General features: G+C 46.0%; 24 protein-coding genes. 10 read left to right on the forward strand and 14 right to left on the reverse strand.

Features of this window, described 5'->3' with window-relative positions; translation table 11 throughout:
- The first annotated feature begins 31 nt into the window (after positions 1 to 31).
- Positions 32 to 1,528, forward strand: a complete 1,497-nt coding sequence (locus MTR11_RS16600; protein WP_243328070.1) for a peptide MFS transporter — start codon at positions 32 to 34, stop codon at positions 1,526 to 1,528.
- A 77-nt stretch (positions 1,529 to 1,605) separates the two neighbouring features.
- Here the strand turns inward: MTR11_RS16600 and MTR11_RS16605 are convergent, their stop codons facing one another.
- Positions 1,606 to 1,842 carry a hypothetical protein gene (locus tag MTR11_RS16605; protein WP_005395322.1) on the reverse strand — a complete coding sequence of 79 codons (237 nt, stop codon included), beginning with the start codon at positions 1,840 to 1,842 and terminating at the stop codon, positions 1,606 to 1,608.
- Between the two features lie 256 nt (positions 1,843 to 2,098).
- Here MTR11_RS16605 and MTR11_RS16610 point away from each other — a divergent pair, with 256 nt between their 5' ends.
- Positions 2,099 to 2,974 (forward strand): LysR family transcriptional regulator, encoded by an 876-nt coding sequence (locus MTR11_RS16610; protein ID WP_047008005.1) that lies wholly within the window; start codon positions 2,099 to 2,101, stop codon positions 2,972 to 2,974.
- On the opposite strand, the gene MTR11_RS16615 is transcribed toward MTR11_RS16610, so the two are convergent.
- The 6 genes from MTR11_RS16615 to MTR11_RS16640 form a co-directional block, all read right to left on the reverse strand.
- Positions 2,971 to 3,744 (reverse strand): phosphotransferase enzyme family protein, encoded by a 774-nt coding sequence (locus MTR11_RS16615; protein WP_047008004.1) that lies wholly within the window; start codon positions 3,742 to 3,744, stop codon positions 2,971 to 2,973. The two genes, MTR11_RS16610 and MTR11_RS16615, sit on opposite strands and share 4 nt — an antisense overlap.
- A gap of 161 nt (positions 3,745 to 3,905) precedes the next feature.
- Positions 3,906 to 4,775 (reverse strand): LysR substrate-binding domain-containing protein, encoded by an 870-nt coding sequence (locus MTR11_RS16620; protein WP_047008003.1) that lies wholly within the window; start codon positions 4,773 to 4,775, stop codon positions 3,906 to 3,908.
- A gap of 136 nt (positions 4,776 to 4,911) precedes the next feature.
- Positions 4,912 to 5,892 (reverse strand): OmpA family protein, encoded by a 981-nt coding sequence (locus MTR11_RS16625; RefSeq protein WP_005395330.1) that lies wholly within the window; start codon positions 5,890 to 5,892, stop codon positions 4,912 to 4,914.
- Positions 5,893 to 6,349: 457 nt separating this feature from the next.
- The gene (locus MTR11_RS16630; RefSeq protein WP_243328071.1) at positions 6,350 to 7,474 is read right to left on the reverse strand and encodes a M14-type cytosolic carboxypeptidase; all 1,125 of its coding nucleotides are present in this window, start codon (positions 7,472 to 7,474) and stop codon (positions 6,350 to 6,352) included.
- A gap of 113 nt (positions 7,475 to 7,587) precedes the next feature.
- A complete protein-coding gene (locus MTR11_RS16635) occupies positions 7,588 to 8,988 on the reverse strand; it encodes an FAD-dependent oxidoreductase (protein ID WP_243328072.1) in 1,401 nt (466 codons plus the stop codon).
- A gap of 216 nt (positions 8,989 to 9,204) precedes the next feature.
- Positions 9,205 to 9,564, reverse strand: coding sequence for a DUF3316 domain-containing protein (locus MTR11_RS16640; protein WP_005395335.1), 360 nt, complete (start codon positions 9,562 to 9,564; stop codon positions 9,205 to 9,207).
- 424 nt (positions 9,565 to 9,988) lie between these two features.
- On the opposite strand from MTR11_RS16640, the gene MTR11_RS16645 reads away from it, so the two are divergent.
- Both MTR11_RS16645 and MTR11_RS16650 read left to right on the forward strand, forming a co-directional pair.
- Complete coding sequence (locus MTR11_RS16645; RefSeq protein ID WP_243328073.1) at positions 9,989 to 10,897, forward strand: VirK/YbjX family protein; 909 nt, start codon at positions 9,989 to 9,991, stop codon at positions 10,895 to 10,897.
- A gap of 52 nt (positions 10,898 to 10,949) precedes the next feature.
- Entirely contained in the window at positions 10,950 to 11,501 is a 552-nt protein-coding gene (locus MTR11_RS16650) for an outer membrane beta-barrel protein (protein WP_243328074.1), read from the forward strand.
- 47 nt (positions 11,502 to 11,548) lie between these two features.
- On the opposite strand, the gene MTR11_RS16655 is transcribed toward MTR11_RS16650, so the two are convergent.
- From MTR11_RS16655 to MTR11_RS16675, 5 genes are all read right to left on the reverse strand, one after another.
- Complete coding sequence (locus tag MTR11_RS16655) at positions 11,549 to 12,457, reverse strand: EamA family transporter (protein ID WP_243328075.1); 909 nt, start codon at positions 12,455 to 12,457, stop codon at positions 11,549 to 11,551.
- 66 nt (positions 12,458 to 12,523) lie between these two features.
- Positions 12,524 to 13,228, reverse strand: a complete 705-nt coding sequence (phnR, locus tag MTR11_RS16660; RefSeq protein ID WP_243328076.1) for a phosphonate utilization transcriptional regulator PhnR — start codon at positions 13,226 to 13,228, stop codon at positions 12,524 to 12,526.
- A 9-nt stretch (positions 13,229 to 13,237) separates the two neighbouring features.
- Positions 13,238 to 14,962 carry a putative 2-aminoethylphosphonate ABC transporter permease subunit gene (locus MTR11_RS16665; protein ID WP_243328077.1) on the reverse strand — a complete coding sequence of 575 codons (1,725 nt, stop codon included), beginning with the start codon at positions 14,960 to 14,962 and terminating at the stop codon, positions 13,238 to 13,240.
- An 8-nt stretch (positions 14,963 to 14,970) separates the two neighbouring features.
- Positions 14,971 to 16,077: a putative 2-aminoethylphosphonate ABC transporter ATP-binding protein gene (locus tag MTR11_RS16670; protein ID WP_005395343.1), complete on the reverse strand. Its 1,107-nt coding sequence runs from the start codon at positions 16,075 to 16,077 to the stop codon at positions 14,971 to 14,973.
- Between the two features lie 324 nt (positions 16,078 to 16,401).
- On the reverse strand, positions 16,402 to 17,412 hold the full coding sequence (locus MTR11_RS16675; protein ID WP_005384363.1) for a putative 2-aminoethylphosphonate ABC transporter substrate-binding protein: 1,011 nt from the start codon (positions 17,410 to 17,412) through the stop codon (positions 16,402 to 16,404).
- 266 nt (positions 17,413 to 17,678) lie between these two features.
- Between MTR11_RS16675 and phnW the strand changes: the two genes are divergently transcribed.
- The 3 genes from phnW to phnX all read left to right on the forward strand — a co-directional run bounded on the left by phnW (position 17,679) and on the right by phnX (position 21,093).
- Positions 17,679 to 18,782, forward strand: coding sequence for a 2-aminoethylphosphonate--pyruvate transaminase (gene phnW, locus MTR11_RS16680; protein ID WP_033006696.1), 1,104 nt, complete (start codon positions 17,679 to 17,681; stop codon positions 18,780 to 18,782).
- A 26-nt stretch (positions 18,783 to 18,808) separates the two neighbouring features.
- Complete coding sequence (locus MTR11_RS16685) at positions 18,809 to 20,188, forward strand: aspartate aminotransferase family protein (protein ID WP_243328078.1); 1,380 nt, start codon at positions 18,809 to 18,811, stop codon at positions 20,186 to 20,188.
- An 89-nt stretch (positions 20,189 to 20,277) separates the two neighbouring features.
- Positions 20,278 to 21,093: a phosphonoacetaldehyde hydrolase gene (phnX, locus tag MTR11_RS16690; protein WP_047007994.1), complete on the forward strand. Its 816-nt coding sequence runs from the start codon at positions 20,278 to 20,280 to the stop codon at positions 21,091 to 21,093.
- Positions 21,094 to 21,169: 76 nt separating this feature from the next.
- Here the strand turns inward: phnX and MTR11_RS16695 are convergent, their stop codons facing one another.
- Entirely contained in the window at positions 21,170 to 22,198 is a 1,029-nt protein-coding gene (locus MTR11_RS16695) for a LacI family DNA-binding transcriptional regulator (protein WP_025501411.1), read from the reverse strand.
- Between the two features lie 249 nt (positions 22,199 to 22,447).
- Between MTR11_RS16695 and MTR11_RS16700 the strand changes: the two genes are divergently transcribed.
- The 3 genes from MTR11_RS16700 (at position 22,448) to MTR11_RS16710 (ending at position 24,512) form a co-directional block, all read left to right on the forward strand.
- Complete coding sequence (locus MTR11_RS16700; RefSeq protein WP_005463973.1) at positions 22,448 to 22,891, forward strand: PTS sugar transporter subunit IIA; 444 nt, start codon at positions 22,448 to 22,450, stop codon at positions 22,889 to 22,891.
- 67 nt (positions 22,892 to 22,958) lie between these two features.
- Positions 22,959 to 23,246 (forward strand): PTS sugar transporter subunit IIB, encoded by a 288-nt coding sequence (locus MTR11_RS16705; RefSeq protein WP_104970272.1) that lies wholly within the window; start codon positions 22,959 to 22,961, stop codon positions 23,244 to 23,246.
- 9 nt (positions 23,247 to 23,255) lie between these two features.
- A complete protein-coding gene (locus tag MTR11_RS16710; RefSeq protein WP_047007992.1) occupies positions 23,256 to 24,512 on the forward strand; it encodes a PTS ascorbate transporter subunit IIC in 1,257 nt (418 codons plus the stop codon).
- A 109-nt stretch (positions 24,513 to 24,621) separates the two neighbouring features.
- Here the strand turns inward: MTR11_RS16710 and MTR11_RS16715 are convergent, their stop codons facing one another.
- Complete coding sequence (locus MTR11_RS16715; protein WP_005395359.1) at positions 24,622 to 24,969, reverse strand: hypothetical protein; 348 nt, start codon at positions 24,967 to 24,969, stop codon at positions 24,622 to 24,624.
- Positions 24,970 to 24,973: the final 4 nt, after the last annotated feature.

Raw genomic sequence — 24,973 nt, forward strand, 5'->3', positions numbered from 1 at the left:
TACCTTTCTCCGCTAATGTGAGTACAAAATTATGTGGAATAAACTCAATAAATCCATGATGTTCTGCCAAATGATGTTTGGCTTATCATTTTACGGTGTATTAGTAAGTCTAACTCGATTTTTTCTAGAGGATCTAAATTACAACGAAGCCGATACGATGATGATCGTTGGTGCTTTTTCGGCGATCGGGCCACTTTTCGCGATCGCGGGCGGCTTTATTGCAGATAAGTTTTTAGGCGCTTATCGCTCACTTTCTATCGCATATTTCGCTTTTGCATCCGGTTACGTATTACTCGTGTTGGGGGCTTCTGCTTCTAACGTTCCACTTTCAATGTGTGGTATTGCGCTCGCCAGTTATGGCCGCGGCCTGATGTCACCCTCTTACCCTAGCCTCTATAAACGAACGTTCAAATCACAAGAAGATTTTGAAAAAGGATACCCAATCAATTATTCAGTGAATAATGTTGGCGCCTTTTTAGGTCAATATTTGTTCCCAATGATTGTCCTTGTGATCGGCTTTAATGGCGGTTTTACCATCTCTGCTGTTATGGCAGCAGCGGCATTGATCATGCTATTGGTATTCCGCAAAGATCTTGTTGGCGTAGCCTCTGAGATTGATCAAAAAACCGTAAGTTTAAAAAACTGGGTACTTTTTGCATTGATTTCATTGGCAATGATCGCGTTGGTATTTTTCATGTTTTCAAACATGGATATTGGCCAAAATATCGTATACGCCATCGGAGGGGCGGCGATCGCATACTTCATATCTCTGATGCTTAAAGCAAGCAAAGCTGAGTCTTTGAAGATGGGGACCATCTTAATTGTGACCTTGCTGACAACCTGTTTCTTTGTTTACTACGGACAAATGATGACCTCGATGAACATGGTTGCTATCAACACATTAAAAGGCTCTCTATTTGGTTTTATTCCGCTCGAACCAGAAGCAGCAATGGCAATGAACCCGCTTTGGTGTATGGTTGGTGGTCCTATCGTAGCTGGCTTTTTTGGGTTGTTGGAAAAGCGCGATATCTACCTCTCTACCGCGACAAAAATCGCCTTGGCATTTGTACTGACCGCGATAGCGTTTGGTATCTTGACGTTTGCCGTGACTACCGTGGGTGAAGATGTCGTGATCATGCCAGAAATCTTTCTCGCTATTCACTTCTTCCAGGCGATTGCAGAAGTCATCGTGGGTTCGATGGTCGTAGCGTTTATTCTTTCCGTCGCGCCGAAGCACATCGAAAACTTCTCTGTTAGCCTATTTTCTGTGGCAATCGCATTGAGCGGTATTATTGGTGCTGCATTTTCAACCTCTATCGCGTTAGAGAAAGGACAGACCATCACACAAGACATTGTACAAAACGTATATGGTGATTATTTCCAATTACTCACTGTCCTTGCTGTCGTGATGGTCGCTATCGCAATGGCAGCGTCACTCATTATTCGCAAGATGCTTGATGCGGCGAAAGAAAGCGATACTCAAGCGCAACCAGTCGAGATCGAAGCTGGGGTTGAAGTTCAAAGCTGAGTTTGATGATTTACCTATCTCAAAATATAAAAAATGCCGCGATATTCGCGGCATTTTCTTAACAACAACATGTTCGATTAATCACGTCGACCACGAAGTTCAATTTTTTGTGTAGCAGCATCCGTTTGGATGATTACCCCGCCATAAGCCGTTTCATTTCGACCTTTCAGCGTCAGTTGAGAATCTGCGCGCTCGACGTCGACCTGATTTTTCGTAGCCATCGTCATATCAATCGTGCCCGTGTATGACCCATCGCCAGCTAATGCTATGTTTGTTGAGCAAACCATCAAACCAAGTGCGATTAATTTTTTCATACGTCACCTCTGTTTTTGTTCTTACTTTCTTTCGATGAAAAAACTGTAACAACAGAAACATGTTCATACGAGGAAAGTCATCATTTACCAAATGGAAACCCAAACCACTAAATTGATATGACCAAGCCTATTTGCTGTCCACCGTCGCCTTCAATAAACCATAAGATACGACAGCATGCTTAAATTGACCGAACGTTGTCTTTTATTCAGAAATTCAGAAATATGATTTCTCGGCAGAAGATAAATGAGACGATGTATGAGCATTAATCTGGACATTCAAAACGTATTGGTACTAAAACGGATGTATGAGTTACGTAGCGTCCGATTGGTGGCAGATTCACTCGGAAAGACATCCGGATCAATCAGCAAAAACCTGACAAAAATGAAAGCGCAGCTCGATGATCCTTTGTTCATTCAGACTAAAAATGGCTTTGAACCGACCGCTTTTGTCGAAGCGAACATGCCACATTTTGAACAAATCCTCACCAGTATTGATTCCATCAAACCACAGAGTTTTTCACCCGCTCATTTTGACGGCTCGATCACTATTTATGCGAACACATTGTTTTGGGATTACTTTGGTGACAAGTTTTACTTAGAATTACTAAAACACGCCCCAAAAGCAAAGTTCTCTTGTTTACGTTGGGGGAGCGACGCGAAAAAGCGATTAACTGAGGGTGAAAACGCTATTGCGATTCATTATTTTGATGAGGATCTTCCGCAGTCAATTATTCAAAACGAACTAGGTCGAGGAAAAGCCGTATTTTTTGTTCGAGATGAGCATCCCGCTCAACATTTCCAAGAACTAGAAAACTACCCCTTTTTACTTTTCAAAACGCCGGGATGGAACGACTACCGATACCCGTTGTTGGAAAGGCTCAACCATATGGGGTTCAGAACCACACCTAAGGTAGAAATTGAACACCCTGCGATGATTCAAAAAGTGCTCCTACAAACGGATCATTTTGGTATAACCATGAGTGGACATGTGCCTAAGGGCTGCCGAAGTATCGCGCTTCCTGGCGGGTTAGAGCTTGATGTTCGCTACGTGATGAGCTGTCGTCGCTCACAACAGCAAGCCCCGATAAACCAGTGGTTATTCAATGTCATTAAAGATATCACCCAGCCCTAACCTAAAAGTCCTAGGGTGATGACTTGTCTATGTTTTCTTAGGTACTCGATATCGTTGAGGTAAGCGGTATGATGGTAATCTTCTAGGTTCGCTTGAAACCTATCATCACCTTGAGCGGCGACCCCTCTCATATAATTAACTAACGCGGAGAGTCGATGTGTCATCACCTCCACCAGCTCTTCCCGTTCCAATCTCGAACAGCCATAAGCGTCACAGAAAAGTTTTGCGCGCTGAATTTGTTGCTCCAAACAGCCCATTTTATCGTGCTCATCGGTTTTAAATGGTGCCCAACCATAGACCGAAAAAGCGACGTCCCAAACTCTTGGCGCCGGATGCGCAGTATCAAAATCAAACACACCAACGACAAACTCTCCACGGAGTGCCACGTTATATGGCATGAAATCACCATGACAAATAACCTCTTGTGGTGTTCGTGGTGGCAGCATCCAGTGCAGCGTTTCATTTTGATATTGCTTAAGGAAACCCTCAGATGCATCGTGCATATCGCGTAACATTTTTGCCGCAGATTGGAGCGCGGAAACAGAAGCAATGTTGCCAATCAATGGATAGTTGTAAGTCTCTCCTTCGACATAGCTAACCCACTCTTTTCCTTTTTCAATACCAACCGCTTTAGGGCATGCCGTAAAGCCTCGTGAATGAAGATAGGTAAGTAGCTGATGGATAGTCATCGTCCAATAACTGGCAGGACGAGATATCAAATTCCCTTTTCGATAGATGGCATTTTCTCTACCGCCTTGCATTGTTTCCATAACAGTATCCTGTGTGGATTAAGCGCGCATCAGATAACGTAAAGTTAGATCATCATACACTCAAAGCTTTTAGAGAAGGTTGACTGACCCTATAAGAAACCGCGCATTTTGTTAGGTAAATCGCAAGAATAAGTACCGCTGTAAAAATAGACCGTAAAACATCAAAGGCTTTGTATTAACCATTGGGCAAAGGTGTTTACGTGTGACTTTTCTGATGCTCTAACCATCATATAGTGTGCGCCGGAGCTGGGCATACGCCAATCTCCGATTTGTACTAATATCCCTTGTTGCAACTCATCCTCAACAAGAAAGTCTCTCACCAGCAAGACACCAAGTTGATTGGTTGCAGCTTCAATAGCAAGCAATGAATGTTCAAATTCGGCTATCACTTTGCTCACCTTGCCTTGATAACCTTGGTACGCAAACCATACCTGCCAAGATTCATGATAACCCCCGGTGCAAATTTTAGGTGTTTGAGACAACTTCGTGAGGTCATCAATCGGATTTAACTGAATAAAGCCGGGGCTTGCTACAACGATCCAGTTTTCTTGGGTAAGCTGAATAGCTTGTTGTTCTTGCCAATCGCCATCTCCGTTAATAATTTCTATATCTGCTATCGCACTGGCGTTTGGAACCGTATTCGCGGTTGTCGAGATCTTAAAGGAAACATCTGGAAATTGACGCTGAAAATCGGCCAGCCTTGGCATTAGCCATTGCGAGCAAAAACTGTGGGCGACATGTAAGGTAATTTGCTTGTTCTGTGGGCGAGTAAATAAATGATGGGTCGAGGTTGATAAGGTTTGAAGCACATGGTTAACCACCGGCCAGTATTCTTTTGCTGAGCTGGTCAGCGTAAGGTGCGTACCCTTGCGCTCGAATAATGTTGCATTTAACTGCAGTTCTAGCGATTTCACCTGCTGACTGACGGCCGCACGGGTCACATTTAGCTCCTCTGCGGCTTTAGTGAAGCTCTGTAATCGCGCCGTGGCTTCAAACGCTCGGAGCAAATTAAGCGGCGGTAAACTTTGCATAACACTCTCCCAAATACTCAGTAGCCATGGTATGAACTGGTGATGACAAATTGATGAAAGTGCTGAGTTTGTTAAGCGGGATCAAAAAAGCCAGCGTGATACACGCTGGCTTTTGCAACTGTCTCTTAAGCAGGAATTATTCTGCTTTCTCAGTGGTTTGGTATTCAAACGCAGGGACAACTACTTCAACACGACGGTTCATTTGACGACCTTGACGTGTTTCGTTGCTTGCTACTGGGTTAGCTTCACCCATGCCTTTCACTGTCATACGCTCAGCCGCAATACCTTTTGCTTGGAACTCGTCAGCAACGGCTTTAGCGCGTTTTTCTGTAAGTTGCTGGTTGTACGCAGCAGAACCCGTCGTATCACTGTAACCCGTGATCTCAACTTGAGCTTGTGGGTAAGTGTTCATCAGATCAACGGTACCAGAAAGGGTCGATGCATCTTTCACTTCTGCACTTTCTAGGTCGAATTGTACTGTCGCTGTTGTTTGAGCAGGGTAAACATGCTCAACAATACGTGTTGCAGGGCGTGTTTCTACTACTTCCTCAACCACTTCTTCTTGAACTACTGGCTCAGAGCCGAACTTGTAGTTAAAACCAATACCGAAGAAATCTGAATCCATATCTTCAATCACGTCATCAGACATATCTTGGTAACGTTGGTATTCAGCACGTAGGCTCCAGTTGTAGTTGATTTTGTACTCAGCACCTAGAGAGCCTGTTGGTACGAAATCTTTTTCGTCACCCGCCATCATGTATGCAGCACCAACTTTCGCGAATAGATTCCAAGAATCCGTTAGCGGTAGGTTGAATTTAGGAGCAAGAGTCAACGCCCAAAGATCACCGTCAACGGTGTTTAGGCCCGGCTTTTTGAAGTTTGCAGTGAAGTCACCAAGGTAATCAACACCGTACTCTGCTGCAACGTACTCGTTGAAGCTGTAGCCCAGGTGCATAGATGCTGCAAAACTGTCGTCGTCACAAGGTTCGTTTAGGTAACACGCATCATTTAGAGAGTTGTAACCTACTTTACCGCCCATGTAAGTGTCAGCAAGTGCAACGTTTGAGATCACACCACCAGCAAGTACAGTAGCCACTGCTATAGCGATTTTTTTCATTATTCTTTTCCTTTTTCTTGTACACAAAGCAACACATCGAGGCAGCATACTGCCGTAAAATATGAAGCCGTAACTTTCTCTTTTCTTCGAACAGAAATAGCTAAATAGCGTAGGAAAGAATCAAAAAATGATATTCAAACGCCAATGACGTAAAACGGAGAAAGATAACCTCAAGACCATCTATTCATGAGCTTCATCCGCATACCCAACCGAAAAATAAAGTCTCGTTGCGTTGGTTTAGCCATAGTCAATTCGTTGCGGAGAATATCACAAAATATCCAGTTTTCTGTGACGCAAATCACCATAAAAACCCATTTTCTCAAATTTAAGAATCGACATTTAAGCCTGTGAATGGCAACAAATTTTTACAGGAGAGAATGGATATCGAAGGCATAAAAAAACAGCTCATTTAAAATGAGCTGTTTTCGAAATAATGAACAGACGTGAACTTATCGAACTAGATTTTATCCGCCACGGTAAGCGTTGCAGCTAAGACATCTTGCCCAAATAATACACTGCGTTCTGGTGACCAACCATAAAGCGGATCTGGGTGATTGTTGTTGTCTTTAAATGGCATCTCGATCGTGTACGACAGGCATTTGAACTGCTCCGCGACCCAGTTTGAGCCTACCGTCAAATTCGCTTTACCCGGCTCATCTTTATCATAACCAATCTCATCTTGGAACTCAGGTGTAATAGTCAGTAACGCTTGCTTAAATGATGCCTCTAAAGCGGCAAGATTTTCATCGTAAGAAGGAATACCTTCTGAGCCAGCGACGAAGTTGTAAGGAATTGCTTCATCACCATGGATATCTAAAAACATGTCAACACCCGTTTCCAGCATACGTTGACGCACAAGGTAGACTTCTGGACTTTTCTCCATAGACGGAGTTTGCCATTCACGGTTCAAGTTCACGCCTACCGCGTTCGTACGCAAGTGGCCGCGAATACCACCGTCTGGGTTCATGTTTGGTACCACGTAAAGCACTGCTTTTTCCAGTAATGCACGCGCAACCGTGTCATTTTCGTCCAGTAGACGTTGGATCATGCCTTCCATGAACCATTCAGCCATGGTTTCACCCGGATGTTGGCGTGCAATCATCCAGATTTTCTTTTTGCCTTCTTCTGGCTCACCAAACGTTAGCAAGCTCATGTCATTGCCGTCTAATGTGTGGCCTAGTGTTTCTAGTTGGCAGTGGTGCGCGCTTTGTGCCATGTGTAACAAATCTAAATGACGATCGTATGTGTAAGGCGCAAAGTACGCGAAGTAAATTGAGCTACGCTCAGGGATAACAGTGAAAGTCAGCGTGTCGCCATCGAACTCTGCTGGTATACGGAACCATTCTTCACGGTCGTAAGACGCCGCGACATCGTAACCTTGCCACCCTTCTGGATAAGCCGACTTAGCCAAATCAAGCAGTTTGATCGTGTGCGACTGCTCGGCTTCGGTTTCTAGACGGAAATGGAACCACTGGTAGAATTCCGACATATTGTCATTAGGGATTTTAAGTTGGATGTCATTTTTGTCGTCCGCTTTCACTACGTGAATGCTGCCGCTATCGAAGTTGCTGAATACTTTCATTATATTACTCACCTTTTAAATCTGAGCTTGAAAGACAGAGGCTAACACAAGGCTACATCGCCCCCCAATGACTTTCACTGCAAACTGTCTCGTTTGTGGCTAAAGTCTTCAGTTTAGTCGAGCTTATCCGCTTTGCCTGCTGGTCCTGCGAGTTTCGCTAGCCATTTATCCCAAACAAACGGATGTTTCTCATTGTCTTCCGCTTCCTCTTTTCGGCGAACAGCATTTCGTACCATCATTGCTCCCAGCCAACGTATTGGTTCTGGTGGAAAATACCCAAGCGGTCCTTGTGCTAAACCACTTCGCGTCCATTCGTTATCTAGCCCTAACACCAACGACGATAAAATCTTTCCACCCATTCGAGTTTGGGCAACGCCGTTACCTGAATAACCAAACCCGTAAAAGACATTACTTTGCTCATCCAATTGGCCAAAAAAAGGAAACCCAGTTGCGGAACGATCCGAACCGCCAGTCCAAGAGTACTCAAATTCAGTCCCTTTTAAGCGAGGAAAAAGGTTGTCGAATGATTTTTTTAGTAGCGTTTGATAACGCGTCGGCTTGTTAAACATCGCATCAACTTGGTTGTTGAAAGAGAACTGATTACCGCCTTTACCTAGCATCAAACGGCCATCTGGCGTATCTCGGTAATAATGTACGAAGATGCGTGAGTCCAAGACACTCGAACCCGCTTGCCAACCAGATTGAGACAAAGTATCACCAAGCGGTTTGGTAATAACCATATCCGAAGACACCACAACAATACTGTTTTTGAACTGCTTAAATTGCTCAACCATCCATGCGTTCAATGCCAGCACCACCTGCTGTGCTTGAATGTTTCCTTTAGGTGTACAGACGGTGGCAGGTTTTCCATAATCTAGACGCGTCATTGGCGTGTTCTCATAAACTTCTACACCCAGATCAATAGCAACACGGCTTAACCCTCGCGCGAGTAAGGCGGGTTGTACGTTAGCAGCAACCGGAGAGTGATAGCCTTCAACATGGCGAGGTGAACCCGCATTGGCACGCAGTTCCTTCACCGAGCAACGACGCCAACTGTTCACATCTAGCCGTTGTAACTCGTCGACAACTGGCTGCATTCCACCTTTCTGAGCCTGATTGGTTGCGGTGTAATAAACCCCTTTTAAAGATAATTGCGCATCGATATTGTATTGCTGACAAAAGTCGTCAATCTCCAACACCGCTTGTTCCGACTCTTTTACCAACCAAACAGCATGTTCTTCACCGAATAACCGTTTCAACGTCGGAAACTTTGTCGACCATGTCAGCATACAGCCGCCATTCGCGCCAGATGCCCCACTGCCACACAACCCCTTTTCGATAACAACCACCTGTTTTTCAGGAGATTGCTGCTTAATCATAATCGCTGTCCAAAGTCCGGTGTAGCCACCACCGACAATAGCAACATCGGTATCAATATTTTGATGTAATGGTTGCGGCGTTTCTGGCTGTTCAGCTTCAATGGCCTGTTTGAACCAGTATGAACTATGTGTCATCGGATATCCTTGTTAGTGCGTTGAATCGTTTCTGTAAACACTTTACAAACGATGAGCACAATCAACGAGCAAGAATATCTAACGCTGAGCGATAGCAAATGTTGCGCTGAGAGAGTGGAAGTTTCCGCTATCAATGAATACAAAAATGGGGAGCAGCGCTCCCCAAAACAAACAGCAAGGATATAAATTATCGGAAAATCGAGACCGTCTTACTGGTTAGTATTTACCGGTTTCACGCATGCGGTACTCGTATTGAACATTGAGAATAGGCTGGTATACAACTTGCCCGTCACTTTGCAAGAACTCATTCACCATGACTTTTGAGTCAGTGATAGAAAACGACTGGCGATCAACATACTCTGTAAGGCTTGTAAACTCGTCACGAAGCTGGCCTGGTGATTTGCTTTGATAGTTCTGAATCATGTCACGACCCATTTCATAAGCCGCTTGTTTGCTATCCATAACATCACCATGGATCGTTTCGGTATCGTTTGTCCACTGATAGCCACCAGCAAAAACAACAGAAGGTGCAGCAGTCAGAGCAATCATACTTGCTAAAGTCATTAAGCGTTTCATAAACCTCTCCTTACTTACCTTTATATCGGACCTAAATTGGCTCGATATTTATAAGGTACGTATAAAGACCAGAAACACGTCAAAATAATTTCAAATAACGTTCAATTCTTGTTCAACTCATTTCACTTTAACTTAGCAACACGGCATCATACTCTGCCAACACGAGCATTTTTCCACCTCGTAATCACAACGTTCAAAGTGGCTTCCAAACTGACATTTCCTTACCAACCCATACAATACCTAAGGTCAATTTTCTCTTAGAATCCCAACAAAAGAACAGTGTTCAAAACCTTATATAAACGTCGGGCACAGCAAAACCTCCCCTTTTAGTAGTGCTTTGCATTTCCCCCTTTTTCGGGTTCTTCGCTGCTCGTCCGTCGGTTCTTAATTGTGGCTGTTGAGCACACGTTAATCTGGAGTGAAAATGACCGCGAACAAATCCATTTTTTACCATAGCAAATCAATTTACTCAGATGATTATGCTGATGTCTATAAGCCAATTTGGACCTACAGAGCTAAGTTCATGTTGCGCGCACTTTACTACAAACGAGCGTTTAAGCACCTGTCAGATAATATTGAATCGTCATTGCTAGAGATGCTTTGTGCACGTACGCACCGATTTTTAGAAAAACCGTTTCGTCCCTACATCATCAAAAATAACTCAGCGTTCGATCGTTCAAACCTAGTGGTTGATCACTACAAAACCATTTCAGAGCTGTTTTCTAAACAGACCATTGAAGAGATCTATACCGATTCAACTGGCTTAACATTAACATCATTTGAAATCGACGAGACATTGTACTCTGTGCGATTGGTGTACGAAGCGCGTTACCAAAAAGAAGGCGACATGAGCCTAGTGCTACACAGCGCGGAGGATGGCAACTTCTATACGCTCTCATTTACTCTCGGCCACATAGAATCTGGACGTAGCATTATGATTGGCGGCTTGCAAGGGCCACGCAGCAGTGAAGAGAACAACGCGAAAATTAAAAAGTTAACTCGTAAGCTTTACGGGCAAAGACCAAAAAGCTTGATGGTGAGTTTGCTCACTTTACTCGCGCAAATTTGGGAAGTGAATACGATTCTAGCGGTAAAAACACAATCCCATACTTATGCTGCACGACGCTACAGTAAAGGACGAATCAAAACGGATTACGATGCACTCTGGCAAGAGTTGGGCGGCACCGAATACAACCGTCATTTCTACTCACTCGATGTGAATGCCCCGCGTCGTGATATCGAAGGCATGTCGCGTTCTAAGCGTTCGATGTATCGACGTCGTTACGAATGGTTAGACAATACCAAAGCGGAGTTCATAACAAGGCTACGTTAACCCAACGCAGCACATGACGTTTTGTTTTTTCATTTTATGATTCGGAGTTTTTATGTCTTACAAGTACGCCGTTGCATGCTTACTGTCCGCACTTTCCTTAACGGCTCATGCACAACCAACCCAACATGTTGTTGGAGCAAATTTAGGCTACGGTAATGTTAGTTACGATGTGAACAATAGCCATGATGAAGGTGACATGTTCCTTGGTGATGTATATTACCGTTACATGTTCGATCACAACTTTGGTATGGAAGCCGGCTATAAGGGCGCATTTAACGGCATTGGCTCCGTACTTATCAGTCCCTTAACAGAAATCACCGATGTCAGTTATGGCGGACCTCGACTCAGCGGTTACGCAAGTTACCCTCTGGGAGCTGGCTTTGAGCTTTACGGGAAAGGCGGTGTCACTTACTACACGTTAAGTTATACATTTAAAAATAATGGTCAGAGCAAAGAATATGATGAGTCCAGCCTTGGAGGCGAGGCCGCCGCTGGTGTCGCTTGGGCCTATAAACACTTTGGTTTGAACTTAGAGTACAACTACGCCAAGAATAGCGATTTTGATTCTGGCGGTGTGATGTTTGGTGCACAATTGCGATTTTAAAAATTTAGCTGTGCCAAGGCACCGAATCGACATCGGTGCCTTATACCTCAAGCAGAGCTCAATGACATAATGATTCCGCTCAGGATCAACAGCACCCCGACGCCTCGCGTGAAATACCATTTTTCAGCCAACAACCACACGCCCATTAATAAACCAAATACAATGCTGATTTGTCGCAAAGCCACAACAAGGCTGACGTTATCAGTCATAGTCATCGCAAACAGCACCAAGCCGTAGGTGGATGCCATCATGATGCCAGCCATGCTCGCACTTTTGCGAATCATCCAAGCGGTTTGTAGTTCTTGCTGACTCCCCGAAACAATACACCACAATAAAACCGGTACTCCCATAACCCAAAACTGCACGCCTAGATAAAAAATCGCGCTATAGTGGTCGTTAAGAATGGTCGATGTTTGTTGAGTTAGCAGATTCAGTGCTTGCTTGTCCACAACGGAGTAACCCGTCGTGCCAAACGCCGCAATCAAGGCCCAAAACACACCAACATTCAGGTACTCCCCAAGAGTAATTTGACGAAAACTGGTCACTGGAACTAGGACACAACCTAAAGTAATAAGCAGGAAACCCAACCACTGCTGAGCATTCAACTCATAACCTAAGGCGACGGTGAGTGCGCCCACCATCATTACAGGGAGTGCTCTCGCAATCGGATAAATCACTCCCACATCAGCGTGCTTGTAGGCCACGATCAAACCAATCAAATAGACGATTTGAGATAAACCACTGATAAACAGCATTCCCCAAAACACGTTGGGCAACGTCGCCCAGCCAATGTTAAAGAGATACCAAATAAGATAAGGCGTGAGCAGAAGGCAAGCAGATAAACTTGCCGCCATCGTAAACGCAAGTCCAGAACCAGAGTTGCTTTTACCAAGGATATTCCAGCCCGCATGGAGAACAGCAGAAAAAACGACGAGACCAATCGCCAACAAATCCATTTCAACGTTCCTGTCTGAATAAAATAAAGGCCCCTAGATGGAGCCTTACATAATGAGAAAATCCACTTAACGATTGAGTTCCGCCAGAGATTCAATGCTGATGGCATCGTGTCGCCAGTATTCGATGTCACAGTCAATCAACTCGCCATGTTGGTTGTAGTTGATACGTTCAACCACCATTGCAGGCGTACCAGACGTCGCGCGCAATGCCTGTGCCACCTCACCCAACAAAGTACTAGTCGAAATTCGGTAACGAATTTTTTGATACGTCACACCGTAGTGTTCACGATAAATGTCGGTTAACGAGTTTGATAAATCATAATCCAGCAGGTTCGGAAACAGCTCTGGGCGAATGTAGTTTGTTACGAACACCACAGGTCTATCTTCAAGGTATCGCACACGGTCGACTCGATACACGTCCGAGAAAGGTTGCAAGTCCAACAAACGAGCGGCCAATTTATTAGCCAAGGAGCCTTTTGCGGCTATCACTTCTGTTTTTGGCACGCGATTTTGCGCTTTTGCCATGTTTGGGAAGTTCAACGTTTGGGTTGGGTCGTAACGCAATGGCTCAGGTGAGATAAACCAACCTCGGCGGTCTTCGCGATAGATTCGACCTTCTGCTTCGAGCAGTGATAAAGCTTCACGCAAAGTGACGCGTGTAGTATCGAACGATTCCGCCAACTTACGCTCTGCTGGCAGTTTTTGACGCGGCGATAGCATGCCCGCTTCAATCTGTTCAACAATCGAATCTTTAATTTTTACGTATTGCACGAAGTGTCCTTATCTTTTGCGCCAAGCTTGTGTGCGATTCTCTAACAATTTACCCAAAGTCATCTGAACAATCTTCGCAATTGCAGCAGCAATCATGATCATGACAGCCATTGCCGCTGCAGCGCCGGTTTGACCGGCATCGTCCATATTCAGAATCGAGACCGAAGCCGGAATCGTATCGGTTGAGTAAAGGAATACTACCGCAGAAGTGGTGGTCAATGCATTAACAAACAAGTAAGTCGCAATGTCCGAAATCGCAGGTAAACACACAGGTAATGTCACTTTAAAGAACAACTTGTATTGAGGAAGCTTCACCGATGCTGCTGTGGCTTCAATCTCCGATGGCAACTGCTTTAGCGCTGTCAGTGCAGTCATGTGCCCCACGGTGTAGTAATGCACTACCGTGTTAATCACCAAGAATGCCATGGTGCCATAAAGCACATTCAGAGGATTGTTCGCATCATTGAAGTAAAAGATGTAACCCAAGCCAAGCACCATACCCGGAACCGCCATTGGCACCACGCTAAGCATTTGCATCACCTGGCGAATTGGACCGAACGCACGCCCTTTCTCAATGCAGTAAGCACCGACAAAGATGATGGCTGTACCAATAACTGCCGTCCAACCTGCCAGCGTTAACGAGTTGAAGAATGGACTCCAACCGTAAGTGCTCATTTCAGCAAAGTTGTAGTTGTTTAGCGTCAGTGCTTTGTTCCAAGGCCAGAACGTCACTAACGAGCCATACACCGCCATACCAAGCACTGCCAGCACTGCGATAGAAATGATGCTGCAGTAAACCAAACAAATGCTGTCGCGCGCTTTGTTAGGCTCTGGCTGATAAGGCACTGAACGTGCGTCGAATAAGCTCTTTTGTTTTTTCTGAACCCAGCGGTCTGCACCGAACGCCATTACCGCAGGGAATAGCAGCATAATGCTGGTCACCGCCCCCATGGCAAAGTTTTGCTGTCCCACGACTTGCTTGAAGATGTCAGTCGCCAGAACGTTGTAGCTGCCACCAATCACTTTCGGCACACCAAAGTCCGTGATAACCAGCGTAAAGACGACAATAAGCGTACTGATCAAACCGTATTTCGCCGCAGGTAACGTCACCATAAAGAAGGTTTTGATGGGTGAGGTTTTGAGTGCGCGGGCTGCTTCATACAAGCGGGCATCTGAAGTGCGCAGCGAAGTGGTCAAAATCATCAATGCATGAGGGAAGGTCCAGAAAATCAAACCCATCGAGATACCAATCACGCCGTAAATCGAGTTTCCTAACAGCATCTCTTTAGCAATGCCTTGATTACCGAAAAGGAAGATCAAACTGATCGCCGGCAACAACGAAGGCGCGAGAATCGGCGCAGTACCTAGGATTTGGAACAAACCTTTAAACGGCATGCATGAACGCGTCAGCGCGTAGGCATAGCCAAACGCAAGCACACCCACTACTGAGGTCACAATCACGCCCAAAGTGAAGGTGTTTCCCACCGACACCCACAAGCTTGAAGAGGAAAAGTACGTCGCAAAGTTTGCCAATCCGACAAATTCGCCATTGGCATTTTGCACACTCTTGGTCAACATTGCCCAAAGCGGCATTAAAATGAACAGCACCATCATGGTCGACAAACCAGCGAGCAAACCAAACAACACTAGGTTATCGCGGCTGACACGTCCGAGTAGGGATTTTGCTTTGTCTTGTGTGGTCAGGCTATTCATCGTCATTGTCTTCGCATCCATGTTTACACCTACGCTGCTAGCGCTTTATCAACCGAGGGCACGGCGTAACCATGCAGCCCTTCTTCAGCAAACTGGATGTAACGTACATCGCCCGCCTTGATATTGAGTTTTTGAACCGTTTCCACAGGCACATCCACTACGATGGTTTTCGTTGAGCTGTCGTTTTGCAATACGCAATCAATGCGGAAAAACGCCCCCAAAAACTCGGTAGCCGTAACTCGCACAGGTAAAGAGTTGTTGTAGTTTTCAACGAACTTGATGCTTTCAGGACGCACCGCAAGGTCAAAGCGGTCACCACGTTGAATCTTACGATTGGTCAAGCTTGGCGCTGGCATCAAGGTTTCTGCAATTCGTACTTGGGAGTCGGTTGCGACTGAGGTTTCAATAAAGTTCATGCTGCCGACAAACTCTGCAACAAAGCGCGTTGCTGGCTGCTGGTAGATCTCTTGAGGTGTGCCGACTTGCTCAATCACACCATGGTTCATTACCACGATACGATCCGCCATCGACAACGCTTCATCCTGATCGTGCGTAACCATGATGGTGGTGATGCCAAGCTTACGTTGTAGCTTACAAATCTCGTCACGTAAGTGAACACGCACTTTTGCATCCAGCGCCGATAATGGCTCATCAAGCAGCAGTAGACCCGGAGACAAAGCTAATGCACGAGCCAAAGCAACACGTTGTTGTTGACCACCAGAAAGTTGGTTAGGGAATTTCTCGCCAGAGGTTGGAAGACCAATGGTTTCTAGCCAGTAATCCACCTTCTCTAACGCTTCTTTGGTCGACATGCCTTGGTTCTTCAAACCCACCGCAATGTTCTCTTGCACGGTAAGGTTCGGAAACAGCGCGTAAGATTGGAATACGATGCCGAAATCGCGCTTCTCTGGTGGCAGGAATGTGGTCTCTTGACCGTTTTGAAAAATCGCACCAGACGTTGGCAAGTCTAAACCTGCAATAGCACGTAATAGAGTGGTTTTACCGCAGCCAGAAGGGCCAAGAAAACAAACGAACTCGCCCTTTTCAATCGCTAGCGAGATTTTCTTTAATGCAGTGAACTGTCCGAATTGCTTCACTACATTTTCAATATTTAGGTAATGTTGGTTAGTTGACATAACACACGCTCCAAATGGTATATACCAACTTTAGTTTTGGAGTGTTACGTTCCAATGACAAATTTATAGCCAGAAGATGACAAATAGATGAAGGGCGATGAGGTTTGTTTAAGTGGTAATTAGAGATTCCCGACTCACTCCTCCGTCGCTCTCGGGAATGACGTTGTGAATACGGATAGAAGCTCCCAACTTTTTAAGTCCGTCATTCCAGCGAACCTAGGTGAGACTAGGAATCTACTTGCAGCAAACTCTGACATAACAGAGAAAACAAAAAATCCACCTCAACCGAGGTGGATTTCAGTATTCAACTCAAAGCAAATTCAATTAAGATTTTGGCTCTGATTTCGCGTCAAACTTCTCAGACCAAGCCGCTAGAATCTCTGCACGCTTGCTGCCCATTTGCGCAAAGTCCATCTTCGCCATGTTCTCTTGAACATTAGGGAAGTTAGACACAGTAGCTTTCACTTCTTTATGTGCAACCACTGGGTACATTTCTACGTAAAGCTCGTTTGCCGCTTTAGAGATTGACCAGTCGACAACACGTTTCGCTGCATCCGACTCTTTTACTAGACCAACGGCTTCTGATTCCCAACCGATGCCTTTTGGTGTGATCACCGCTAGTGGCGCGCCTTGTGTTTTCAGCTTCGCGCCGCGGCTTGCCATCGAAATACCGATAGCCACTTCACCCATGCCCGCTTGAACACATGGTTTAGAGCCCGAGTGCGTGTAGTGTGCAATGTTCTTGTCTAAGTCACGCATGTAGTTCCATGCCTGATCTTCACCCATGTTTTGTAGCCAAGCAGAAACTTGCATGTAGCCAGTGCCTGAAGAAGCTGGGTTAGGCATTGCTATGTGACCTTTGTAAACCGGCTTTGTTAGGTCTTCCCAAGACGTTGGTTTAGGCAGATTAAGTTGTTTCGCTACCGCTTCGTTAAAACAAACTGCGTTAAAGAACGCATCGTTACCGAACCAAGCTTGGTTTGATTGAGGGTCGTTTAGGTTCGCGTGCAGCTCTTCCAAACCTTTTGGTGTGTAAGGCTTAAGAAGACCTTCATCTTTAAGCAGTGCCATTGACGAGCCAGCCAGACCCCAAACCACTTCTGCTTGAGGGTTATTCTTTTCTGCCAGCAATTTCGCCGTCATGATACCGGTTGAATCACGAACCCACTTAATCTTGATATCTGGGTTGTCTTTCTCAAACGCAGACTTGTATTTAGCAAGAATGTCAGTTTCGAAAGCGGTGTAAACCGTGACTTCCTGTGCTGCCATTGCATTCGTAGCTAGCAGAGAGACAAGTGCAGCCAGCGATCCTTTCATCAAACGGTTTTTCATCATTTTCTCCAGTTAATTTGGCCAAGTTTTCATTTGGTCTGTACCAGTTGACGATATACACCCTACTGAGCCTTTGTGACGAAATCATGACCATTAAATGGCAGTTTTACGAAAATTTGCGATGAATAATCGTTCAATTGATCCGCAATTTTCTGGATATTAAAGTTTTATGAAATTGGACATTCGCCTATTTACTGCCCTTTTCTTCCTCGCTAGAGTTAACTCGAAATTTGGTGTAGACCAATTAGCCTATTCTGATGGAAATCGAGATGAAAAACGAATACCTACTACTGACTCCAGGTCCTCTATCTACTTCTGAAACAGTACGTGAAGCCATGCTAAAAGACTGGTGTACTTGGGATGATGAATACAACAAAGACATTGTAGAAGTGATCCGCACTAAGCTTGTAAAACTGGCGACGGAGCAAGACGGCTACACCAGCGTACTAATGCAAGGTAGCGGCACCGCATCAGTAGAAGCGACGATTGGCAGTGCCATTGGCAAAGATGGAAAATTGTTGGTTGTCGACAACGGTGCTTACGGTGCGCGTATCGCTCAGATCGCTGATTATCTAAATATTCCATGCCATGTAGTTTCCCCAGGCGAAACATCACAGCCACACTTGAACGAGGTGGAAACTGCATTGGCATCGGATCCTACAATCACACACGTGGCAATTGTTCACTGTGAGACAACCACTGGCATGCTTAACCCAATTGAGGCATTTGCTTCTGCGGCAAAAGCACACGGTAAAGTGGTGATTCTCGATGCCATGTCGAGCTTTGGTGGCATTCCTATCGATATCGCAGAGCTAGGCATCGATTTTATGATCAGCTCTGCAAACAAATGTATCCAAGGCGTGCCGGGCTTTGGCTTTGTGATTGCGAAACAAACTGAGCTCGAAAAGTGCCAAGGTCAGGCACGTTCTTTGAGCCTTGATCTTTACGACCAGTGGCACTGCATGGAAGTGAACCACGGCAAATGGCGTTTCACGTCCCCTACGCACACGGTTCGCGCTTTCTACCAAGCATTGTTAGAACTCGAACAAGAAGGCGGCATTGAAGCGCGTCATAACCGTTACCAAACTAACCAGAAAACACTGGTTGCAGGTATGCGTTCTCTAGGTTTCGAGCCACTACTAAGTGATGATCTTCACTCGCCAATCATCACTTCTTTCTACTCTCCAACGCACAGTGATTACCAGTTCAAAGCGTTCTACACACGTTTGAAAGAGCAAGGTTTTGTGATTTATCCGGGTAAGGTATCGAACGCAGATTGCTTCCGTATCGGCAACATTGGTGAAGTTTACCCAGCAGATATCGAGCGCTTAATCGGTGCGATTGAAAAAGCAATGTATTGGCAAGTTGCGTAAAGCAGCCTTCTGATTAAGAGAGCGTTATGACTCAGAACATCAAACCGACCCATTTCCGCAGCGAAGGTGATGTCAACACGACACCGGCGCGCCAAGCTTGGAATGCGTCGATGGACGACGAACGCACGCAAGCATTATTGAAGCGCGATTCGGAGGTCTTTCTTCATCAAGCTATGTCGACGCCTTGCTTAGATACCTTAGAAGCAGCAGAAGGCATCTACATCCAAGATGCCACGGGCAAAAAGTACATGGACTTCCATGGCAATAACGTCCATCAGCTGGGCTACGGTCATCCGCATGTGATTAACCGTGTGCAAGAGCAAATTGCCAAACTGCCGTTTTCACCACGTCGTTTTACCAACGAGACCGCGATTGAATGTGCCGAAAAACTCACGCAAATCTGTGGCGGCGAATTGAATCGCGTGCTTTTTGCTCCGGGCGGCACATCAGCGGTAGGCATGGCACTTAAACTAGCGCGCCATATCACGGGTAACTACAAGGTGGTGTCGCTGTGGGATTCCTTCCACGGCGCATCGCTAGATGCCATCTCAGTGGGTGGTGAAGCGTGTTTCCGTCAAGGCATGGGACCATTAATGGCAGGTGTTGAGCGCATTCCACCAGCGGTGTCTTACCGTGGCGCTTTTCCTGTCGCGGACGGCAGTGATGTGCATTACGCCGATTACCTTGAATACGTGATTGAGAAAGAAGGTGGAGTGGGCGCGTTTATCGCAGAAGCGGTTCGCAATACCGACGTACAAGTGCCGAGCAAAGCCTACTGGAACCGCATTCGTGAAATCTGTGACAAGCACAATGTCATGCTGATCATCGACGACATCCCTAACGGCATGGGTCGCAGCGGTGAATGGTTTACCTACCAAGCCTACGACATCGAGCCAGATATGCTCTGCATCGGTAAAGGTTTGGGTGGTGGCTTAGTGCCTATCGCAGCCATGGTAACCAAAGACAAATACAACACCGCCGAGCAAATCTCAATGGGTCATTACACTCATGAGAAAAGCCCTGTCGGTTGTGCTGCGGCACTGGCAACCATGGAAGCTATTGAGCAAGACGGCTTGCTAGATAAAGCCAAAGCCGACAGCCAGTTCATGCGTGAAAAGCTGCTAGAGATGAAAGCCAAATACCCAGTGATTGGCGATGTGCGCGGCATCGGCATGTTATGGGGCATTGAACTGGTCACTGACCACGAAAGCAAAACACGCGCGTATGACGAAGCGGAAGCTGTGCTGTACCAATGCCTAAATAACGGTATGAGCTTCAAGGTATCGCAAGGTAACGTGATTCAACTCAGCCCACCGCTAATCATCACTCGCAAACAACTGACAGAAGCGTTGGCGATCTTCGAAGAAGCCATCGCCAAAGTGTGTAAAGACTTTAACTACTTTTAGGGTCAATAGACCTCAACAAAACCAATTTATCCAGAGCGCGATTCCAACGTGTAGGCAAGCGCTCTAGCAAGCAAGAAAAAGGATTGAACATGAGCAACTCACCAATTCAAGCAGTGATCTTTGACTGGGCTGGCACTATCGTCGATTTCGGCTCTTTCGCGCCAACCAGCATCTTTGTGGAAGCGTTCAAGCAAGGCTTTGATTTCGATATCGACCTTGAAGAGGCGCGTGAACCAATGGGGCTTGGTAAGTGGGACCACATTCAAGCTGTGGGTCGCATTCCTGCGGTTGATAAGCGTTGGAACGAGAAGTTTGGGCGCTCAATGACCAGCGAAGACATCGACGCTATCTATGCGGCATTTATGCCTCTGCAAAAAGCAAAAGTGGCTGACCACGCAGAACCAATCCTCAACGCAGTTGAAGTGGTAAACGGTCTGAAAGACAAAGGCATCAAGATCGGTTCTTGTTCGGGTTACCCTCGCGAAGTAATGGATGTACTGATTCCAGTTGCAGCGGATTACGGCTACCAACCAGATTACGTTGTCGCGACAGACGATCTGCCACAAGGTGGTCGCCCTGCGCCGTTTATGGCACTGAAAAACGTGATTGAGCTTGGTGTAACCGACGTTAAAGCATGCGTCAAAGTGGACGACTCAGCACCAGGCATCTTTGAAGGTCACAATGCGGGCATGTGGACGGTAGGTCTGCTGCTTTCTGGTAACGAAGCGGGTCTGACATTTGAAGAATACCAAGCTGCAGACGAAGCAACCTTAGAGAAAGCTCGTGAAAAAGCACGCGCGAAGTTTATCAAGAGTGCACCTCACTACTTAATCGACACCATCTCCGATCTGCCAGAGGTGATCGTAGATATCGAACAACGCCTAGCCGCGGGCGAACGTCCGTAGTTTTCGCTCGCGAATCCAGAATGTAAAAAGCCTCTCCATATTGAGAGGCTTTTTACATTTATGGAAAGAGGAAGTGTCAGTTAATCGCAGTACTTGCTCGACGCTTTAGCTTAAAGCCCATACTGGTTGGTCTTTCTTCTGGCTCACCTTTGATGGCATGCAACAGTTTTTCTGCCGCCTTGGTGCCCATGCGCTCGTAATCAAATTCTGCCGATGTCAAACTTGGGTAAGCATGCTCCCCCATAGAAGAGCCTTCAAGGCAAATAATGGCAATGTCGGTCGGGACTTTGAGCACGCGGCGATGGCACTCAAAGAGCGCACCAATTGCTATCTCCTCATGGCTACACACCAAAGCATTCAAGCTTGAATCGCGCAGCAATAACTTCGCCAATCCTTCCGCACCCAATTGTGAAGATGGCGCTTCATGAGTCGTTAGAAAATGATCTGGGGTGAGATAGTTTTCAATCATCGCACTTTGCCAACCGTGTAACTGCCGTTGCAACGTTGAGTGATTCCCGCGCGCCCCAATAAAACCAACGTTCTTAAAACCTTGTTCAATCAGGTGTCTGGTACAGGCCTTACCCACTTCGAAGTGATCCACGCCAATGTTGAGATAACTGGCCTTTGAGCTCAGTTCGGTAATCTCTAACACTGGCGTATTTGATGCCTCTAACAGTTGATGCGTTCGCTGACTATGCTCACTTCCAAACAGTACCACGCCCGCAGGACGGCTCTCTAAAAAAGTCGAAAGCAACTTTTCTTCTTGCTCAATCGAGTAGTCGCTGTAACCCAGTAATAATTGATAACCCGCTTTGTTTAACGCCTGTTGGAAGCTTGGTAAGAAATGCGCGCATGCCTTTTCAAACAGTGACGGAATGATTAGAGCGATGGAATAACTTTCTGCAGATGCGAGTGCCCCTGCGGCTTTGTTCGGGATATAGCCGAGCTCATCAACCACTTGTTGAATTTTTTCTCTCAGCTTATCGGATACCAGCTCTGGCGTTCGTAATGCTCGCGACACCGTCATAGTGCCTACGCCTGCTTGTTTGGCGACATCAGCCAAAGTGACATTGCCGGTACTTCTTCGTTTGCGAGGTTCGCTCATTGTTTTTATTTAATGTTCTCTAATTTCAGCTGCGACATCTTATCACAGCGCTTTAATGGTTTTGATATTAGCGCATTAGAACTCGAACACCAGCACATGAAACTTCGATGCCTGATAAAAATGATAGCGCTATCACAATTAATGGTAGCGCTATCAGATAGCGCTACCATTTGTGATCACTCTCAGGTTTTTCTGGCAAATTGATCGATAAAGTACGCAGCAACAAAACAACAAATCGGAAACATTCCAATGCTACGTGAACTGATTACCTCTGATGTCATTCGCATCCATTCTGACGCAACCGACTGGAAAGATGCGATCAGCAAATCTTGTGAAGCTTTGATTGAAAATGGCGCGATAGAACCAAGTTACGTTGAGGCAATTTACCGCTCGCACGAAGAGCTTGGTCCTTACTACGTGGTAGGTCCGGGCATGGCGATGCCACACGCTCGCCCTGAAGATGGCGTTAACCGCTTGTCATTGGCGATCACGGTGATCCAAAACGGCGTCAACTTTAACTCTGAAGAAAATGACCCAGTAAAAATGCTGGTCACGCTAGCGGCAACGGACAGTAATAGCCACGTTGATGCGATTTCGAAACTGGCGGAATTGTTTATGAATGAAGAGCATGTAGAGGCCATCTGCAACGCTCAAAGCAAAGAAGATGTTCTTGCGATCATCGACAAATACTAAGTTTTACTCCTGACATACCCCATTCACAAATGGGTATACCCCCTATAAAAAAGAAAAGGTCTGAATTATGAAAATTATGGTTGTTTGCGGTCACGGTCTTGGTACTAGCCTAATGATGGAAATGAGCATCAAAAGCATCGTAAAAGAATTGAACGTCGATGCCGCTGTGGATCACATCGATCTTGGCTCAGCAAAAGGCACAAGTTGCGACATTTTCATCGCCACAAAAGATATTGCAGAACAGTTGGAAGCACTTGGCGTTGAACAACGTATCGTAGCGCTTGATAACATGGTCGACAAAGTCGCAATGAAAGAGCGTTTATCTTTGGCACTTCAAGAGCTTGGCGCTCTATAAGGTGGCGTTATGGAATTCTTCAGTTTCTTAATGAACGATGTCCTATCAGAGCCAGCGGTTCTGGTCGGTCTCATCGCTCTAATCGGCTTAATTGCCCAGAAAAAACCAGTCACCGAGTGCATTAAAGGCACGGTAAAAACCATTCTTGGTTTCATCGTACTTGGCGCAGGTGCAGGCTTAGTTGTGAGCTCGCTAGGCGACTTCGCGACGATTTTCCAACACGCATTTGGCATTACAGGCGTGGTTCCAAACAACGAAGCTATCGTCTCTATCGCGCAAGAAGCGTTTGGTAAAGAGATGGCGATGATCATGTTCTTCGGTATGTTAGTGAACATCTTGATCGCTCGCTTCACGCCATGGAAATTCATCTTCCTAACCGGTCACCACACACTATTTATGTCGATGATGGTAGCAGCGATTCTGGCATCTAGCGGCATGAAAGGCGTTCCACTGATCGCGCTTGGCTCTGTGGTTGTGGGTTCTGTAATGGTGTTCTTCCCTGCGATCGCTCACAAGTACATGAAGCAAGTTACAGGTTCTGACGACGTTGCGATTGGTCACTTCTCTACCCTTTCTTACGTGCTAGCTGGCTTTATTGGCAGCAAGTTCGGTAACAAAGAACACTCTACTGAAGAGATGAATGTCCCTAAAAGCTTGTTGTTCTTGCGCGATACGCCAGTGGCGATCTCTTTCACCATGGGCATCATCTTTGTGGTGACGTGTTTGTTCGCTGGCGGTGATTTTGTCCGTGAAGTCAGTGGCGGTAAACATTGGTCTATGTTTGCGCTAATGCAATCCATCACATTTGCAGGTGGTGTGTACGTTATCCTGCAAGGTGTACGTATGGTTATCGCAGAAATCGTTCCTGCATTTAAAGGCATCTCAGACAAACTGGTTCCAAACGCAAAACCTGCACTGGATTGTCCGGTTGTGTTCCCATACGCACCAAATGCGGTATTGGTGGGCTTCCTATCGAGCTTTGCAGCCGGTCTAGTGGGCATGTTCCTGCTGTACGTGATGGGGCTTACTGTGATTATCCCTGGTGTAGTTCCACACTTCTTTGTGGGTGCGGCTGCGGGTGTATTTGGTAACGCAACAGGTGGTCGTCGCGGCGCAATTCTAGGTGCGTTTGCACAAGGTCTACTGATTACTTTCCTACCTGTCTTCCTAATGCCAGTACTGGGTGATCTTGGCTTTGCAAACACAACATTCAGTGATGCTGACTTCGGCATTGTAGGTATCCTACTTGGCCTGATTGTGCGCTAAGCTTTTATTCTTATGAATGCAGAATTAGGCTCGTCGGCATTCATCTCTAAGAAAAGCACTCAAACAAAACGCCCCTCACGTGAGGGGCGTTTTTCATATTGAGGCTATCTTATTGAGACAACAACTTTCTCGTTGGTTCTTGCTCAGTGTATTCAACGGATTCGTTACCAGATAGCTTATCGACGTCCGCTTGTTCGCCGCTCACCACCAGTACCTGTTGCTTCACCAACGCATCAACCACTTTAAGGTTATGTTGACGAAGAAGCGCTCTCACTTCGCTCTCTTTCCCTTTGTGATACTTAACAAAGTAACGCGTAGGTTGTTGCTCAGCTTGTTCGGAACGTTCATCCACGAGCGGAAACCCTTGATTGTTCGCCAAGCTGGCCGAGCTTAGTCCGATTGCCAATAGTGCGGTAGCACTCACCGCAGACAAAGAAAGTAAGGTCAACTTCTTCATAGCC

It is taken from the genome of Vibrio sp. CCB-PB317, from assembly GCF_022808245.1.
In the GTDB taxonomy this organism is placed as follows: domain Bacteria; phylum Pseudomonadota; class Gammaproteobacteria; order Enterobacterales; family Vibrionaceae; genus Vibrio; species Vibrio diabolicus.

Bases quoted from the DNA above. Each gene is read 5' to 3' on its own strand.
- MTR11_RS16605 (WP_005395322.1), bottom strand. From the start codon at position 1,842: ATGAAAAAATTAATCGCACTTGGTTTGATGGTTTGCTCAACAAACATA.
- MTR11_RS16665 (WP_243328077.1), bottom strand. From the start codon at position 14,962: ATGGATGCGAAGACAATGACGATGAATAGCCTGACCACACAAGACAAA.
- MTR11_RS16615 (WP_047008004.1), bottom strand. From the start codon at position 3,744: ATGGAAACAATGCAAGGCGGTAGAGAAAATGCCATCTATCGAAAAGGG.
- MTR11_RS16710 (WP_047007992.1), top strand. From the start codon at position 23,256: ATGGAATTCTTCAGTTTCTTAATGAACGATGTCCTATCAGAGCCAGCG.
- MTR11_RS16650 (WP_243328074.1), top strand. From the start codon at position 10,950: ATGTCTTACAAGTACGCCGTTGCATGCTTACTGTCCGCACTTTCCTTA.
- MTR11_RS16645 (WP_243328073.1), top strand. From the start codon at position 9,989: ATGACCGCGAACAAATCCATTTTTTACCATAGCAAATCAATTTACTCA.
- MTR11_RS16630 (WP_243328071.1), bottom strand. From the start codon at position 7,474: ATGAAAGTATTCAGCAACTTCGATAGCGGCAGCATTCACGTAGTGAAA.
- MTR11_RS16670 (WP_005395343.1), bottom strand. From the start codon at position 16,077: ATGTCAACTAACCAACATTACCTAAATATTGAAAATGTAGTGAAGCAA.
- MTR11_RS16685 (WP_243328078.1), top strand. From the start codon at position 18,809: ATGACTCAGAACATCAAACCGACCCATTTCCGCAGCGAAGGTGATGTC.
- phnW (WP_033006696.1), top strand. From the start codon at position 17,679: ATGAAAAACGAATACCTACTACTGACTCCAGGTCCTCTATCTACTTCT.
- MTR11_RS16715 (WP_005395359.1), bottom strand. From the start codon at position 24,969: ATGAAGAAGTTGACCTTACTTTCTTTGTCTGCGGTGAGTGCTACCGCA.
- MTR11_RS16655 (WP_243328075.1), bottom strand. From the start codon at position 12,457: ATGGATTTGTTGGCGATTGGTCTCGTCGTTTTTTCTGCTGTTCTCCAT.
- MTR11_RS16640 (WP_005395335.1), bottom strand. From the start codon at position 9,564: ATGAAACGCTTAATGACTTTAGCAAGTATGATTGCTCTGACTGCTGCA.
- MTR11_RS16610 (WP_047008005.1), top strand. From the start codon at position 2,099: ATGAGCATTAATCTGGACATTCAAAACGTATTGGTACTAAAACGGATG.
- MTR11_RS16705 (WP_104970272.1), top strand. From the start codon at position 22,959: ATGAAAATTATGGTTGTTTGCGGTCACGGTCTTGGTACTAGCCTAATG.
- MTR11_RS16600 (WP_243328070.1), top strand. From the start codon at position 32: ATGTGGAATAAACTCAATAAATCCATGATGTTCTGCCAAATGATGTTT.
- MTR11_RS16635 (WP_243328072.1), bottom strand. From the start codon at position 8,988: ATGACACATAGTTCATACTGGTTCAAACAGGCCATTGAAGCTGAACAG.
- MTR11_RS16620 (WP_047008003.1), bottom strand. From the start codon at position 4,775: ATGCAAAGTTTACCGCCGCTTAATTTGCTCCGAGCGTTTGAAGCCACG.
- MTR11_RS16625 (WP_005395330.1), bottom strand. From the start codon at position 5,892: ATGAAAAAAATCGCTATAGCAGTGGCTACTGTACTTGCTGGTGGTGTG.
- MTR11_RS16700 (WP_005463973.1), top strand. From the start codon at position 22,448: ATGCTACGTGAACTGATTACCTCTGATGTCATTCGCATCCATTCTGAC.
- MTR11_RS16675 (WP_005384363.1), bottom strand. From the start codon at position 17,412: ATGATGAAAAACCGTTTGATGAAAGGATCGCTGGCTGCACTTGTCTCT.
- phnX (WP_047007994.1), top strand. From the start codon at position 20,278: ATGAGCAACTCACCAATTCAAGCAGTGATCTTTGACTGGGCTGGCACT.
- MTR11_RS16695 (WP_025501411.1), bottom strand. From the start codon at position 22,198: ATGAGCGAACCTCGCAAACGAAGAAGTACCGGCAATGTCACTTTGGCT.